Origin of the sequence: Rosenbergiella sp. YN46, from assembly GCF_036620675.1 — a bacterium.
In the GTDB taxonomy this organism is placed as follows: Bacteria; Pseudomonadota; Gammaproteobacteria; order Enterobacterales; family Enterobacteriaceae; genus Jejubacter.
In genome coordinates, this window is record NZ_JAZHEE010000019.1 from 37,484 (window position 1) to 52,566 (window position 15,083).

Genomic DNA, 15,083 nt, shown 5'->3' on the forward strand with positions numbered 1-15,083 from the left:
GGCTACGCACCGGACTGCGCCTCCAGGTGGCGAGCGATCGCGCCACCAATCAAACGCAGGGCGCGATCAGTCTGCTCATTAAAGGCGCTGGCGTAGTTTAAACGCAGGCAGTTACGGTACTTGCCGGAGGCCGAAAAGATGGCTCCTGGCGCGATTTGCACCTTTTGCTCACGCAGTTCGCGACTGATACTGACGGTATCCAGGCCTTCCGGCAACTCCAGCCACATCAGAAAACCGCCCTGCGGGCGACTGACGCATACCCCACAGGGAAAATCGCTACGGATACGACAGCGAAAATCCTCATAGTTGCGCTGATAGTGCTGACGCAGGCGCCGCAGGTGACGATGGTAATGGCCGTTGCGGATAAACGCCGCTATCGCCAGTTGAGTAACCACCGCCGTGCTGCCGGTACCGATGTATTTCATATGCAGAACCCGCTCCCGCCAGCGGCCAGGGACTATCCACCCAACCCGCAGGCCTGGCGCCAGGGTCTTGGAAAATGAGCTGCACAGCACCACACGCCCTTCGTGGTCCAGCGACTTGATGGTTTCCGGACGCGGATAGCTGAAGGCCAGCTCTCCGTATACATCGTCCTCGATAATCGCAATATCAAAGCGTCGCGCCAGACTCAGCAGCGCCTGCTTGCGTTCCGGCGGCATAATAAAGCCCTGGGGATTATTGCAACTGGCCACCAGAATCACCGCTTTAACGGGCCACTGCTCCAGCGCCATCTCCAGCGCTTCCAGACTGATGCCGGACTGCGAATCCGTAGGGATCTCCAGCACCTTAACGCCATACCCGCGCAGAATCTGCATGGTGCCATGAAACGATGGCGACTCCACCGCCACCACATCGCCAGGCTGACAGATAGCGCGTATCGCTACGGATATCGCCTCCTGGCAACCATTGGTAATGACGATGTCATCCATGGTGACCGCGCTGCCGCCATCAAGCATCAGTCGGGCCACCTGCTGGCGCAGCGCCTGAGTTCCGGCCATATCGTCATAGCCAGACAGGCAAGCCTCTTCATGTTGAATAATACGCTGCATTTCACGCCACAGCGGACGGATAGTGGGCTGAGTCAGATCCGGTGTGCCGCCCCCCAGAGCAACCATCTGTGGGGAATGACGGGCGTCGAGCAACTCACGAATTGCATCCCAGTGAGTGACCTCTACCGGGCGCTGTGCTGGCCGGGTCAGACGGGGCAACGGCGGCTGGGCGCGCCGCGGTGCAACAAAGTAGCCGGAACGCGGTCGGGGCTGGATAAGACCGCGATCTTCCAGCTGATTGTATGCCTGCTGGACAGTGCTGATACTCACGCCGTGTTCACTGCTAAGGCTACGCACCGACGGCAGTCGCTCTCCGCTCTGATAGAGCCCCTGCTCAATACGTTCAGCCAACAGCCGGGCCAGGTGTTCATAACGCGTCATACTGTATCCCCTGATAAATCCCCAATGCGCCCACGATCGGTACAGACTGTCCGTTTAAAAACGGTACAGTTCACATTTTTACCGCCTCTGTATGTTAAATAAAAGTAATTTCTGAATCTGTATGGTTCTCCCCGCAGCGCGCACACTGATGGCGGGTACTAAAGAGGAGGCGCGTATGGAATTCCATGAAAACAGGCACACCAATCCCTTTATCGGCTTTGTTCTGGTCGCGCGCTGGCTGAAGCGCTGGTGGGAACGTCATCGCACGCGTCAGATACTGGGCGCCATGAGCGATGAACGGTTACGCGATCTGGGGCTGGATCGCGAGGATGTGCGCCGCTGGCGTTAGCAGATGGCAGCATGCTGTGCCAGGCTTACAGGCAGACTATCAGGCAGGAGTGAGCAATGAAAACGCGAATACTGATTGCCGCGCCCGTCGCGCTGTTCTGGTCCATGGCGGCGCCAGGCATGCCAACCCCCCATCAACTTAGCGATAACGCGCCGCAGTCGGCGGCGCAGCAGGATGCCCACCGCACCACTATCGCCCGGGCAAAGCAGATGGAGGATGGCGCCTCCGTGAAGATTCAGGGCGTACTGGAACAGAAGCTGGGAGAGGATCTTTACCAACTGCGCGACGACAGCGGAACCCTGAATGCCGTGATTCCCGGTACCGTGCTGGGCTCCGCGCCAGTCGCTGCCACAAAGCCGGTGGTGGTCACCGGCTCACTGGATAAAAAGCAGAACCCCTTCCGGCTACGGGTGAGCTTGCTGGAAAAGCCATAACGATGGAGCCTCCGGCTCCCGGTTTACAGATGCATCCCACCCGAAACCTCAATGCGCTGGCCGTTCATCCAGGCCAGATCGTCGCTCAGTAACGCCGCGATAGCGTCACCGATATCGTCCGGCATTCCCGGGCGTCCCAGCGCCGTAATCGCGGAGATAGCCTGGTTAACCTGAGGATTATCACGCACCGCACCGCCGCCGAAATCGGTGGCGATAGCGCCTGGCGCAATAATGTTAACGGAAATACCGCGGTTGCCCAGTTCCTGAGCCTGATAACGGGTCAGCACCTCCATCGCTCCTTTCATGGCGGCATAGGTTGCCTTACCGTCATGTACAAAGCGGGTCAGCCCACTGGAAACGTTAAGAATGCGCCCGCCATCTTTAATGAGCGGTAATAGCTGCTGAGTCAGGAAAAACGGCCCCTTAAAGTGTACGTTAAGCATCCGTTCAAACAGCGCCTCACTCACCTCCGCGTAAGGTGAATCCTCGCCAAAGCCCGCATTATTCACCAGATAGTCGAAGCTTTCGCACCCCCAACGCTCGCGCAACTGTTTCCCGACCTCGGCGCCAAACGCGGCAAATGCGCCGCAGTCCGCCACGTCCAGCGGAATCGCCACCGCCTGTCGGCCCATAGCGGTCACAATACTGATGACCTCCTCCGCCTCCTGGCGCTGGCTGCGATACGTGAAGATGGCATCCACGCCGCGCTGTGCCAGTTTTATCACGGCATTTCGCCCTAAACCGCGGCTTGCGCCGGTCACTAATGCGATAGTCTGCGTCATCATTTACCCCATTGACTGTGATTAAGGTTGAGATCAAGCTTATTAGCTGCTAGTAAAACAATAAAGACGGCCAGTTACGCTTCACTGTTTCACTGAAAACAACAATAAGCCTTTGGTATGGACAAAATACACGCAATGCAGCTTTTTGTGAGGGTAGCGGAACTCGCCAGCTTTTCCCGCGCCGCTGAAAGCCTGAGCCTGCCCAGGGGCAGCGTTTCGCGCCAGATTCAGGCGCTGGAGGATGAACTGGGCGTCCGGCTGCTCCACCGCACCACCCGGCGGGTGCAGCTCACCCAGGACGGCATGGTCTACTATGAGCGAGCCAGGGATCTGCTGACAAACCTGGACGAACTGGATTCGCTGTTCCAGCGCGATCCGGCCAGCATCAGCGGCCGCCTGCGGGTCGATATGCCAGTGCCGGTAGCGGCTAATATGGTGATCCCCCGGTTGCCAGCCTTTCTACAGCAGTATCCAGGCGTTGAACTGGAGCTAAGCAGCAGCGATCGGCTGGTGGATGTGATTCAGGAAGGTTTTGATTGCGTGGTGCGCATCGGGGAGCTTAACGACTCCGGGCTGGTAGCCAAAACGCTGGGGCAACTCACCGTGCTGAACTGCGCCAGCCCCGACTATCTGACGCGTTTCGGCTGGCCGGAAAGCCCGGAAGATCTGGCGTCGCATGCCCTGGTTCACTATGTGCCCACCATGGGTATGCGTCCCCAGGGGTTTGAGATCTGGCGCGACGGGCAGAGTCAGTGGATAAAAACCGGCGGCGTGGTCACGGTTAACAGTACCGCAAGCTATCATTCCGCCTGCCTGGCCGGGTTAGGCATCATTCAGGCGCCGCGGGTCGGCGTACGCGAAGCGCTGCGCAGCGGAAAACTGGTCGAAATTCTGCCCCAGTATCGGGCCCGCCCGATGCCGGTTTCCCTGATCTGGCCGCATCGCCGCAACCTGTCACGGCGGGTGCATCTGTTTATGGCCTGGCTTAGCGAGATAATGAAAGAGTATGTCGATTAGCGTCGCGACTATAATTTCCTTAACATCGCAGGCATAAAATAAAAAAGGACGACGGAGTCAATGAGTACCGAGGATAATCACAAACGCCCGACCCGGGATCTGGATTACGATCCGGTGGTGAAACTGGATCAGGAATCGCAAAAAAATCAGAAGGCCGATGAGGAGAAGCCGGCGAACGCGCTGGAAAGCGTCACCCACACCGTTAAACGCATTGAGCGCACCCCGTTTATCGCCCATTTACTGCGTGCCGCCGAACGCTTTAACGATCGGCTTGGCAACCAGTTCGGCGCTGCGATCACCTATTTTTCGTTTTTATCGCTGATTCCCATTCTGATGGTCAGCTTCGCGGCGGGGGGCTATATTCTGGCCTCACACCCCACCCTGTTACAGGATATTTTCGCGAAAATCCTGGCGAACGTCAGCGATCCAACCCTGGCCATGACGCTAAAGAACACCATCAACACTGCGGTTCAGCAGCGTACCACGGTTGGCCTGGTCGGTCTGCTGGTGGCGCTCTACTCCGGCATTAACTGGATGGGCAACCTGCGGGAAGCGGTACGCGCCCAGTCCCGGGAAGTCTGGGAGCGAGCGCCCCAGGACAAAGAGAAGTTCTGGGTCAAATACCTGCGTGACTTTGTGGCGCTGATCGGCCTGCTGGTGGCGCTGGTGATCACCCTGTCCATCACCTCGATAGCAGGCTCGGCGCAGGCGCTCATTATCAGTCTGCTGCACCTGGACGAGCTAACCTGGCTGAAACCGGCCTGGCGGTTGATCGGTCTGGCGATTTCAATTTTCGCCAACTATCTGCTGTTCTTCTGGATTTTCTGGCGCCTGCCGCGCCACCGTCCGCGCAAGAAAGCGCTGGTTCGCGGCACGCTGATCGCCGCCGTGGGCTTCGAGGTAATTAAAATAGTGATGACCTGGACCCTACCGGCGCTGGTGAAATCCCCCTCTGGCGCCGCCTTCGGCTCGGTGCTGGGGCTGATGGCGTTCTTCTATTTCTTCGCGCGCCTGACGCTATTCTGCGCCGCCTGGATCGCCACCGCCCAGTTTAAGGATGACAAACCGATGCCGGGCAAACGCCCCAGCTAGCCCCGCTTTTCGCGCCGTCCCGTGCGGCGCGAACCGCCATCCAGAGCAACTCTCCATTCGTTAACTTTTTTTTAACCAAAAACCAGTTTTATCCACTACACATTCCGCCAACATTCAGAACAACCAATAAGTTACTCACCCGGAGTAAAAATTATCCACTTTTTGGCTTTTTTTCATCCTCATGCCGCCCCGGTGGCGCGTTGAAATGTCACTTTTGCTGTGCCTAATATGGCCGTTCACTGGTCTAAAAATCATAAAAACTTATGCAAGCATCAATCGCCACAGCTATCGATACCGAACAACAGACGCCCGTTAACTCGCGCGGCAAGGTGGTAGTCGCGTCACTTATCGGAACCGCCATCGAATTCTTCGACTTTTACATCTATGCCACCGCGGCGGTCATCGTCTTTCCCCATATTTTCTTTCCCCAGGGCGATGCCACCGCCGCCACGCTACAGTCGCTGGCCACCTTCGCTATCGCCTTCGTCGCCCGGCCGGTTGGCTCGGCGCTATTCGGCCACTTCGGCGACCGGGTTGGACGTAAGGTAACGCTGGTTGCCTCGCTGCTGACCATGGGCATTTCCACCGTGGTGATTGGCCTGCTGCCGGGTTATGAAACCATCGGCATTATGGCGCCGCTGCTGCTGGCCCTGGCCCGCTTCGGCCAGGGGCTGGGGCTGGGCGGCGAATGGGGCGGTGCGGCGCTGCTCGCCACCGAAAACGCCCCGGCCCATAAACGCGCCCTGTACGGCTCTTTCCCCCAACTTGGCGCGCCGATCGGGTTCTTCTTCGCCAACGGAACCTTCCTGCTGCTCTCATGGCTTCTGAGTGACGAACAGTTTATGAGCTGGGGCTGGCGCATTCCGTTTATCTTCTCGGCGGTGCTGGTGCTGATCGGCCTGTATGTGCGGGTTTCACTCCATGAAACGCCGGTATTCGCCAAAGTCGCCAAAGCAGGCAAGCAGGTAAAGGTGCCACTAGGCACCCTGCTCAGCCGCCACTTAAAAGCTACCGTGCTCGGCACCTTTATCATGCTGGCCACCTATACGCTGTTCTATATCACTACGGTCTATTCCATGTCTTTCAGCACCACGCCGGCGCCGAACGGTCTGGGTATTCCGCGCAACAACGTGCTGTGGATGCTGATGATGGCGGTCATTGGTTTTGGCGTGATGGTGCCCATCGCCGGGCTACTGGCGGATCGCTATGGCCGCCGCCGCTGCATGATAGCGATTACCAGCCTGATCCTGCTGTTCGCGCTGTTCCTGTTCCAGCCGCTGCTGGGTTCCGGCAATCAGGGAGAAGTGATGCTGTTTCTGCTGGTGGGCCTGAGCCTGATGGGCCTGACTTTCGGCCCGATGGGCGCGCTGCTACCGGAACTGTTCCCGACCGAAGTCCGTTATACCGGCGCTTCCTTCTCGTATAACGTCGCCTCGATTCTGGGCGCCTCGGTGGCCCCGTGGATCGCCGCATGGCTGCAAACCAGCTACGGGCTGTTCTGGGTCGGCGTCTATCTGGCCGCGATGGCGACCATAACTCTGGTTGCTCTGCTGTGCGCCCGGGAAACCCGCCACGACGCGCTGTAACCTCCCTCGCCCTCTCCCCGAGTGGGGAGAGGGGAACAGATGGCTATTTCCCCAGCTGCGACAAAATGGTACGACACTGATTATCCGCCCCCCCTTCCGATGGTGAAACCAGTGCCAGCAGTGCCGCTGCGGGCGTCACCAGGGTTGCCAGCGCCGCCGCTACCGCTCCTCGTACAATCAGCGGGCCCGGTTTAACCCCCGCATCCGGCGACTTAAAGGTGCCGCGCACGTAGAGCGGCGATCGCAGCGTAATAATGCGAATCCCCTTACTTTCCGGCGTGATGGTCAGATCGAGACGCTCGCTGGCCAGATTCGCGTTACCGGTAATATTGACCAGCGCGTTTTCAGTGTCGAAAGCGAAGATATCGGGCCTGACCAGGCCATTGGTGAGTTGCAGACCCGCGGCGGCGCAGTTCACCCGCACCTCTTCATCGCCAAAAATCTGCCCGACCACGTAGTTGCCCACGTTCAGCCCCAGAATCTCCATCAGGTTACGACTGATCAAGCCGTCGTTCATCAGTAGCTTAAGATTTCCGCTGCTGCTGCCCAGCAGTGCCGCGACCGAATTGCCGCTACCGCGCAGAGTGGCGTCGCCATTCAGCTCACCCAGGGTTTTCTGCATCTCCTGAATGTTCGGCATTAACTGCTTAAGCTGCAGGCGGCGCGCCTTAATTTTGGCCTCTCCCTGCATCGGCTGCCGGTTGCCCCGCAGGTGAATATCGGCATCGATATCGCCTCCCGCCATACCGAAACGCAGCGGCGTCAGGCGCAAATCGCCGTCGCGCAGGTTCAGATGCACATTAAGGTCGCGCAGCGGCAGCGCACTGCCATGTTCAATGCGCTGCCCTTTAAAGCGCACATCGGCATCCATCACCCGCCATTTATCGGTTTCAAAACGATCCCGGGGCAGCACTTTATCCGACGGCTGCACGGTCTGTCCGGGTTGCGATTTCGCACCGCCGGACTTCACGCCGATAAGCGGCCCCAGATCCGCCAGCCGCAGCTGGCGTGAAACCAGATCCCCCTCCAGCCTGGGCCGCGGCTGGCTCTGGCGGAAAATAAGAGAACCATGGATGTCGCTGGCGCCAATACGGCCGTTAAAGTCCTGGTAATCAAAACGATTGCCCTCTTCACCACCGAGGCGCGCCACCAGGCGTCCGTCGGTTTCATAGGGCGGTGAATCGGGTAGCAGAACGCCGGTCAGAGCGTAGAGATCCCCCAGCGAATCGCCGGAAAGACGTAGCTGCAAATTGGCGCCACCAAATGCCATAGGGTTGCTGATGGTGCCTCTGACCGCCAGGCGGCTCTGGCCGGCGCGAATATCGGCCTGTAGCGGAAATGGCGTCCCTTCACTGCGTAGCGCCAGCATGCCGCCAATCTTGCCGCTACCTGCGATATCCTGCCCCTTATAGCGCCCGTTAATCCGCAGCCCGAAAACATAATCCCCCATCTTCGCCGCGCCGGACTTGCCGCTGCCGGTCACTTCGCTTAACGCCAGCGGCTTACCCAACGGGTCGACCAGCACGGTCATCTGCGCCTTAGCCACCTGGTCATCAATGGCAATACGGCCACGGTCAAACAGGATATTATCGAGCCGAAACGACCAGCCAGAAGGAGAGCCTTTATCCTTCGCGCTGTCATCCCCCAGCTCAAAGCGCCAGTTATAGCGCCGCTCTGACAGGCGAATCAGCCGCACATCGGGCTGCACCAGGCGTAGCCACGGCAGCCAGACGGTTTTCGTCAGCAGCGCGGGAGGAGAGAGAGTCGCTTCCACCTTCGGCAGCAACACCATCGTCTTATCGGGAATATCCGGCGGATTACCCAGCATGACATCCTGAGCCGTCACCTGCGGCCATGGCACCCAGCCACGCCAGCCCGGCTCTTCAGGGTGACGAACCCAGGCTACGCTAAGATCGCCACGTATCGCAAACGGGCGCCGCAGCTCGCTGGAGACTTTATCGTTAATGACCGGTTTCAGGCGGTTCCAGTCAAAGGTTGCGATAAATGCCGCCAGGCCCACGCCCAGCACGACTATCGCCACCACCACCCCCAGCCCTGTCTTTCCCAACCTCGTCATCATTCCGTTCCTTTGTTCCCTGGCATGACATAAAGATAGTTGAGGTGGCGACACAAGGCTATCCGGCGATAGCTCACGAAAACCCGTTCTGGCGCAAGTTTTATCAAAACGGCGTTTTAAAATGATTGACTGTACTGGTATGGCAGCCCAAACTAGCGCCAGTCGTCTTACATGCAGGTTTCATAATTATGGCTACACAGAAGATTGCCGTTATCGGCGAATGCATGATTGAGCTGTCGGAAAAGGGCGCTCAGGTCAGTCGCGGCTTTGGTGGCGACACTCTCAACACCGCAGTTTATATCGCCCGCCAGGTGGATGCCGAAGCACTCAGCGTCCATTACGTCACCGCGCTCGGCCAGGATAGCTTCAGTCAGCAGATGCTCGACGCCTGGCAGCAGGAAAATGTGCAAACCGACCTGGTGCAGCGCATGTCCGACCGCCTGCCCGGGCTCTATTACATCGAAACCGACGATAGCGGCGAACGCACCTTCTGGTACTGGCGCAACGAAGCGGCCGCCCGTTACTGGCTGGAAAGCGACCAGGCACCGGCTATTATCGAACAGCTTGTGGAATTCGATTACCTCTATCTCAGCGGTATCAGCCTTGCCATCCTCAGCCCCCGCAGCCGCGAAATGCTGCTGGCGCTGCTGCGTCGCTGCCGTGAGCGCGGCGGCAAGGTTATTTTCGATAACAACTACCGCCCACGCCTGTGGTCCGGTAAGGAAGAGACGCAACAGGTTTACCAGCAGATGCTGGCCTGTACCGATATCGCTTTCCTGACCCTGGACGATGAAGACGCCCTGTGGGGCGAGCGCCCGGTAGCAGACGTGATTGCTCGCACTCAGGCGGCAGGCGTACAGGAAGTCGTGATTAAGCGCGGCGCCGAAAGCTGCCTGGTGGCAATTAATGGAGAAGCGTTACAGGAAATTCCGGCGGTAAAACTGCCGAAAGAGAAAGTGGTGGATACCACCGCGGCCGGGGACTCGTTCGGTGGCGGCTATCTTGCCGTGCGTCTGAACGGCGGCAGTGCGGCACAGGCTGCGGCCCGCGGGCACCTGACCGCCAGCACCGTTATCCAGTATCGCGGCGCCATTATTCCGAAGCAGGCGATGCCGCAGTAAAATGATAGTGCGCCGAAGCCAGGCTCCGGCGCGCCAACATTACTGCTGTCCCGGAATATCCGAAACTTCGCCCAATGGGCGAGCGTCAGGCGTCGGGTTCTCCGTCCCTTCCGGTCGGCTCATGCCTTTATCCCAGGTTTCCTGTAACTGCTTCATGTTGAACTCCGGCTCCCCTTCCGGCTGCTGTAGCACCAGCGCCATCTCCTGAGAGAGAATCTGCCGCAGATCCATATTGACCATCTCCGGCGTCAGCTCGTCCAGAAACGCCTGACGCAGCTTCTGATACTGCTCCGGCGCGATATCTACCACCTGATTTTGCAACGAACGCAGACGCTGGCTGGCCAGCACCTCGGTATTGGTACGGGCGTAAGTGGCGAACAGTTTTTCCAGCTCCAGCTTTTTCTGGGCCAAAAGCGTTTCGAACTCAGCCGCCGGTAATCCCTTGTCGCGTACGCTGGCCATATCGCGGGCAATTCGCCCCAGATTATCGTCGAGTCTGGCGTTAGGAGTATCGATATGGATGCCGCACTGGCCGCGCAGAAACAGCACGCGACAGTCAAAGCCTAATGTAACGTCGCGCACGTTATTTTTATTGAGATTCTGTTGCACGTGCCAGAACAGCGCCTCACGGGCCAGTTCGCTGCGCCAGTAGCGCATCAGCCCTTCAGAGGAGCGAATCGGCTGCCAGGGCGTATCCCACATCATCGACAGCCGATCCTGCTGCAGTTTGGGGTTCATCATACTTACCGCATCACGCTTAAGCGGCGATAGCGTCGGTATCGGCGCCGGGGTTTCGCGCTTGCCTTTAAGGTCGCCAAACAGCTTACCGACCTGTTCCGCCACGCTGCGGCTGTCAACGTTGCCCACCACAATCAGCGTCATGGCGTCCGGGGTGTACCACTGCCGGTACCAGGCCCTGAGATGTTCGGCGTCAACCGGTTGTACGACCTGAGCCGCCGGATCGTGCCCCAGCAGCGTCGACCCTTTCAGGCGATAGCGCCACCAGCTGTCACGCGTATCTTCAGGCCAGGTGGTCACGCCATCCCGTACCTGTAGCGCCTTAGCGATGGATTCCGGCGTAATGGTCAGTCCTCCGCCCGCCGTCTCCGCCAGCCAGCTTAACGCCTCTTTCAGCTCTTCACCGCGACCACTGCCGCTGGGCAGGCTCAGATTAAACCGGGTAAGATTATAAGAAACTACCGCAGGCGGCTGTGGATGACCGGTCATACCCTGCTGCCAGGCGCCATGCTGAGGTGATGTCTGCTGGCTTAGCGCCAGACGAGGCAACAGATGGCTATAGCCGCTCTGCTGCGTGCTTTCGGTCAGAGAGCCGACGTTGACCAACAGTCGGATCTCTATCCGATCGCTGGGTCGCTGAGGGGTGGCGAGCACCTGCCACTGAAAACCGTTATTCAACTTTCCCTGCTGCCAGGCCGGATCCGGCTGGAGCATTGCGGCCTGTCCCTGACCGGTAATCACCGCCAGTAGAGTTCCCCCGGCGATAAGACCCATTTTTGTGCCCTGCATGTCTACCCCTGCATGAGATTCCTGAAAAAATATGAAAAGACGGCGCGTAACGCACAGACGCCCACCATAGCGGTGGCGTTTTTTCCTTTGACCGCAAATAACGATAAACGTCACGCCATAATGTGAAAATACACGGTCTGTATCAGTTAATTATGCGCAGGAGCCCGCGGCAAGGGCAAGTTACCGCGGGTAATTGACGAAATCAGGAGGAAGTTTGCTGACCACTGGCAGTAAGTCTGGGATTATTTAACGTCTGTTTTAGCTGTTTTTCATCCAGCTCTTTCACCCACTTCGCGACCACGACGGTCGCCACACCGTTACCGACCAGGTTAGTCAATGCACGCGCTTCGGACATAAAGCGATCGATGCCCAGAATCAGCGCCAGACCGGCCACTGGCAGGTGGCCCACGGCCGAAATCGTCGCCGCCAGCACGATAAATCCACTACCGGTTACGCCAGCTGCGCCTTTCGACGACAGCAGCAGCACTACCAGCAGCGTAATCTGATGGAAAATATCCATATGGCTGTTGGTGGCCTGGGCGATAAATACCGCCGCCATGGTCAGGTAGATAGAAGTGCCATCCAGGTTGAAGGAGTAACCGGTCGGAATCACCAGCCCCACCACCGATTTGCGACAGCCCAGTTTTTCCATCTTATCGAGCATACGCGGCAGCGCCGACTCGGAAGAGGAAGTCCCCAGCACGATCAGCAATTCTTCTTTGATATAGCGGATAAACTTAAAGATGCTGAACCCGGTGGCGCGAGCAATGGAGCCCAAAACCACTACCACAAACAGGATACAGGTGATGTAGAAACAGGCGATCAACTGCCCCAGTTGCAGCAGCGTTCCCACGCCGTACTTGCCGATGGTAAAGGCCATAGCGCCGAATGCACCAATGGGCGCCAGACGCATGATCATATTAATGATGCCGAAAATAACTTTTGAAAAGCTTTCGATAACGTTAAAAATCAGTTGCCCTTTCTCGCCCAGGCGATGCAGGGCGAAACCAAACAGCACGGCGAACAGCAGCACCTGAAGGATATTGCCGCTGGCGAAAGCGCCTATCACGCTACCCGGAATCACATCCAGCAGGAAGGCGACCACGCCCTGCTGTTCCGCCTGCTGGGCATAAACCGCCACCGCTTTGGCATCAAGCGTAGCCGGATCGACGTTCATGCCGGCCCCCGGCTGCACCACGTTAACGATAATCAGACCAATAATCAGCGCTATGGTGCTGACAACCTCGAAATAGAGCAGCGCCACAGCGCCGGTACGGCCCACGGCCTTCATGCTTTCCATTCCGGCAATACCGGTAACGACGGTACAGAAGATGACCGGGGCGATAACCATTTTTATCAGTTTTACGAACCCATCGCCGAGTGGCTTCATCTGGGCGCCCAGTTCCGGCCAGTAGTGGCCCAGCACAATGCCGATGGCGATCGCCGTCAGCACCTGAAAATAGAGGCTTTTAAACAGAGAGGTTTTCATCAGGAGGTGTCCTTGCAGCGGTAAAAAGCGGAGACCCTCGTTGGGTCCGCGCCGCTAAAATAACATCAGAGAAACACCCCAGATACATCCATGTATCTTATTTGGAACAAATTGAATGAGTTCTTTGAGCTGAAACGCTACAGTCTATGACTTTTGGTTAAGTGGATTTCTATGACTACCGGGCGGGTTCGCAGTAACGCGCCATAAAACGGTGCGGCGGCAGGGCCTTATCGAACAGGTAGCCCTGACCGATATCAACACCGGCCTGACGCAACCAGTCGAGCTGTGCCGGGTTTTCCACCCCTTCCGCCACCACCCGCATATTCAGATGCTTCGCCAGCGACAGAATAACGGCCACCATGCTGTCGTCTTCCGGCAGCGCGTCGATAAAGACTTTATCGATTTTAAGAATGTCCACCGGCAGTCCCTTCATCTGCTGAAGCTGATGCAGGCTGGCGTAACCCATACCAAAATCATCAAGGGCGATACGTACTCCAAGATCGCGCAGGGGGCGCAGAATATCATGGACCTTTTGCGGGTTGTCGATACGCTGACTTTCGGTCACTTCAATAATCAACGACCCCGGGTGAATACGCCAGCGCGACAGCAGCGTTATAAAGCGATGACGCAGCTCGTCATTAAGCAACTGAAGCGCCGAGACATTCACGCTCAGCGCCAGCGCTACGCCCTGACTCTGCCATTCCGCCAGCAGTCGGCAGGACTCTTCAAGGATCCAGTTGCCTACCTTTTCCATTAGCCCACAGCGTTCAATACGTTCGATAAGCCCTTCCGGTAGAGTGAAATCACCATCCGGCTGGCGCTGGCGCAGCAGCGCCTCGGCGCTTACCACCTCGCCGCTGGCCAGATCAACCTGAGGCTGGAGCCACAACACGAACTCCCCACTTTCCAGACTGTGTAAAATATCATGCTGTTCGGTCATCCGCTGCTGCGCCACGGCCAGCTGTTGAGGGTCGAAGAACTGAATCTGATTTTTCCCCAGACGCCGGGCCGAATACGCCGCTGATATCACGCGCTGATAGTGCTGCTCACCGCTCACACCGGGGCTCCACATGGCAATCCCGATATTGACCGCCGGATGCAGCGGCATCGATTGTACCGGCAGTTTTTCATTCAACGCCCTCAGTAACTGCTGGGCCAGCGTCGCCGCCTGCCAGGACTCATTGATGCCGTTGGCCAGAACCGCGAAATCGAAGTGGCTAATCTGCGCCAGCACCATGGATGGGCCAAGCACCGACTGAATTCTGGACGCCAGCGACAGCAGCAGGATCTCACGCTGCTGCTCATTCAGCACCTCGGCGGCTTCCTGTAGCGTTTCGCAGGAGATCATCAGCAGCGGCGCTATCGCCTGCTCTTCCTGCCCCCGTAACAGCGCCAGCAGCAGTGCCTTATTGGGCAGGCCGCTCACGGGAATATGGGTGGCAAGCTGACTCATCTCTTCCTGCGCACGCTGCACCTGCTGCTGGTTACGGTTGTAGCCACGTACCAGCATGCCAATTTCATCGTCGTTATGCAGTTTCGGCAACGCCAGCTGATGCTCCACCACTTCGCCGGGCGGCAGCCCATCCAGCTCCCGGGCGATATCGCGCAGCGGGTGGACGATAAGACGGTTAATGCACCAGGTAATCGCCACCGTCAGCATCAGCGCCAGTAACAGCCAGGTGGTGATAAGCGTCGAAAGCGTGCTGATAATAAACTTGTACATGCGCCAGGAGTCAGCCTGGAGTACCAGATAGGCCAACGGCTGCGGGTTAGCGGGTCGTTCCAGCGAATAGAGCGGCAGACTTATCTGCACCGGCAGCTCGAACAGACGCGAAATCAGCATCGGCACTGGCCGCTCCGGCGCGAAACTGACGCGCAGCGCCTGGAACTGGTTAGGCAGCACCACATCCGCACGGCTTATCACGCCGACCGGCTGAATATCTTTAAGAATCGCTTCAGCCTGGGGAATATCCGCCTTCAGAATAGCGGAGGAGAGCGGAGCACGCACCGAACGAGCGATGCTCTCCATCTGCGTCGCGGTAGTATAACGGCTCTGCTGTACGAAATGAAAAAGCTGAATCACGGCAAAAACAAAGATAAAGGCCACGGCAACCACGGCCACCATTGCCATCTGTTTTATCGTTAAAGAACGCCTGACTCGCAAACTCACTCTCCGCAC

Annotated in this window: 12 protein-coding genes; 6 read left to right on the forward strand and 6 right to left on the reverse strand. The window is 57.9% G+C overall.

What is annotated here, in order from left to right:
* Positions 1–2: 2 nt before the first annotated feature.
* Complete coding sequence (locus tag V3W49_RS14185; protein WP_500146327.1) at positions 3–1,430, reverse strand: aminotransferase-like domain-containing protein; 1,428 nt, start codon at positions 1,428–1,430, stop codon at positions 3–5.
* Positions 1,431–1,605: 175 nt separating this feature from the next.
* On the opposite strand from V3W49_RS14185, the gene V3W49_RS14190 reads away from it, so the two are divergent.
* Together V3W49_RS14190 and V3W49_RS14195 are read left to right on the forward strand one after the other, a co-directional pair.
* On the forward strand, positions 1,606–1,779 hold the full coding sequence (locus V3W49_RS14190) for a DUF1127 domain-containing protein (protein ID WP_500146328.1): 174 nt from the start codon (positions 1,606–1,608) through the stop codon (positions 1,777–1,779).
* 56 nt (positions 1,780–1,835) lie between these two features.
* Complete coding sequence (locus V3W49_RS14195; RefSeq protein WP_500146329.1) at positions 1,836–2,213, forward strand: YgiW/YdeI family stress tolerance OB fold protein; 378 nt, start codon at positions 1,836–1,838, stop codon at positions 2,211–2,213.
* A 23-nt stretch (positions 2,214–2,236) separates the two neighbouring features.
* Here the strand turns inward: V3W49_RS14195 and V3W49_RS14200 are convergent, their stop codons facing one another.
* Positions 2,237–2,995, reverse strand: coding sequence for an SDR family NAD(P)-dependent oxidoreductase (locus tag V3W49_RS14200; protein WP_500146364.1), 759 nt, complete (start codon positions 2,993–2,995; stop codon positions 2,237–2,239).
* Positions 2,996–3,112: 117 nt separating this feature from the next.
* Between V3W49_RS14200 and V3W49_RS14205 the strand changes: the two genes are divergently transcribed.
* The 3 genes from V3W49_RS14205 to V3W49_RS14215 all read left to right on the forward strand — a co-directional run bounded on the left by V3W49_RS14205 (position 3,113) and on the right by V3W49_RS14215 (position 6,690).
* Entirely contained in the window at positions 3,113–4,012 is a 900-nt protein-coding gene (locus V3W49_RS14205; protein WP_500146330.1) for a LysR family transcriptional regulator, read from the forward strand.
* A 60-nt stretch (positions 4,013–4,072) separates the two neighbouring features.
* A complete protein-coding gene (gene yhjD / locus V3W49_RS14210; protein ID WP_500146332.1) occupies positions 4,073–5,104 on the forward strand; it encodes an inner membrane protein YhjD in 1,032 nt (343 codons plus the stop codon).
* A gap of 263 nt (positions 5,105–5,367) precedes the next feature.
* Positions 5,368–6,690, forward strand: a complete 1,323-nt coding sequence (locus V3W49_RS14215) for an MFS transporter (RefSeq protein ID WP_500146333.1) — start codon at positions 5,368–5,370, stop codon at positions 6,688–6,690.
* Positions 6,691–6,733: 43 nt separating this feature from the next.
* Here the strand turns inward: V3W49_RS14215 and V3W49_RS14220 are convergent, their stop codons facing one another.
* A complete protein-coding gene (locus V3W49_RS14220; RefSeq protein ID WP_500146365.1) occupies positions 6,734–8,767 on the reverse strand; it encodes an AsmA family protein in 2,034 nt (677 codons plus the stop codon).
* Positions 8,768–8,955: 188 nt separating this feature from the next.
* Here V3W49_RS14220 and kdgK point away from each other — a divergent pair, with 188 nt between their 5' ends.
* Positions 8,956–9,888 (forward strand): 2-dehydro-3-deoxygluconokinase, encoded by a 933-nt coding sequence (gene kdgK, locus V3W49_RS14225; RefSeq protein WP_500146334.1) that lies wholly within the window; start codon positions 8,956–8,958, stop codon positions 9,886–9,888.
* Between the two features lie 39 nt (positions 9,889–9,927).
* On the opposite strand, the gene V3W49_RS14230 is transcribed toward kdgK, so the two are convergent.
* The 3 genes from V3W49_RS14230 to hmsP all read right to left on the reverse strand — a co-directional run bounded on the left by V3W49_RS14230 (position 9,928) and on the right by hmsP (position 15,068).
* Complete coding sequence (locus tag V3W49_RS14230) at positions 9,928–11,415, reverse strand: M16 family metallopeptidase (RefSeq protein WP_500146336.1); 1,488 nt, start codon at positions 11,413–11,415, stop codon at positions 9,928–9,930.
* 202 nt (positions 11,416–11,617) lie between these two features.
* Positions 11,618–12,904, reverse strand: a complete 1,287-nt coding sequence (locus tag V3W49_RS14235; protein WP_500146337.1) for a dicarboxylate/amino acid:cation symporter — start codon at positions 12,902–12,904, stop codon at positions 11,618–11,620.
* A gap of 175 nt (positions 12,905–13,079) precedes the next feature.
* The gene (gene hmsP, locus V3W49_RS14240) at positions 13,080–15,068 is read right to left on the reverse strand and encodes a biofilm formation regulator HmsP (protein WP_500146338.1); all 1,989 of its coding nucleotides are present in this window, start codon (positions 15,066–15,068) and stop codon (positions 13,080–13,082) included.
* Positions 15,069–15,083 lie beyond the last annotated feature (15 nt).

Excerpts from the sequence above, each read along its gene's own strand:
- V3W49_RS14230 (WP_500146336.1), bottom strand. The coding sequence starts at position 11,415 with ATGCAGGGCACAAAAATGGGTCTTATCGCCGGGGGAACTCTACTGGCG.
- V3W49_RS14205 (WP_500146330.1), top strand. The coding sequence starts at position 3,113 with ATGGACAAAATACACGCAATGCAGCTTTTTGTGAGGGTAGCGGAACTC.
- V3W49_RS14185 (WP_500146327.1), bottom strand. The coding sequence starts at position 1,430 with ATGACGCGTTATGAACACCTGGCCCGGCTGTTGGCTGAACGTATTGAG.
- V3W49_RS14235 (WP_500146337.1), bottom strand. The coding sequence starts at position 12,904 with ATGAAAACCTCTCTGTTTAAAAGCCTCTATTTTCAGGTGCTGACGGCG.
- kdgK (WP_500146334.1), top strand. The coding sequence starts at position 8,956 with ATGGCTACACAGAAGATTGCCGTTATCGGCGAATGCATGATTGAGCTG.
- V3W49_RS14220 (WP_500146365.1), bottom strand. The coding sequence starts at position 8,767 with ATGACGAGGTTGGGAAAGACAGGGCTGGGGGTGGTGGTGGCGATAGTC.
- V3W49_RS14190 (WP_500146328.1), top strand. The coding sequence starts at position 1,606 with ATGGAATTCCATGAAAACAGGCACACCAATCCCTTTATCGGCTTTGTT.
- V3W49_RS14195 (WP_500146329.1), top strand. The coding sequence starts at position 1,836 with ATGAAAACGCGAATACTGATTGCCGCGCCCGTCGCGCTGTTCTGGTCC.
- V3W49_RS14215 (WP_500146333.1), top strand. The coding sequence starts at position 5,368 with ATGCAAGCATCAATCGCCACAGCTATCGATACCGAACAACAGACGCCC.
- yhjD (WP_500146332.1), top strand. The coding sequence starts at position 4,073 with ATGAGTACCGAGGATAATCACAAACGCCCGACCCGGGATCTGGATTAC.
- V3W49_RS14200 (WP_500146364.1), bottom strand. The coding sequence starts at position 2,995 with ATGACGCAGACTATCGCATTAGTGACCGGCGCAAGCCGCGGTTTAGGG.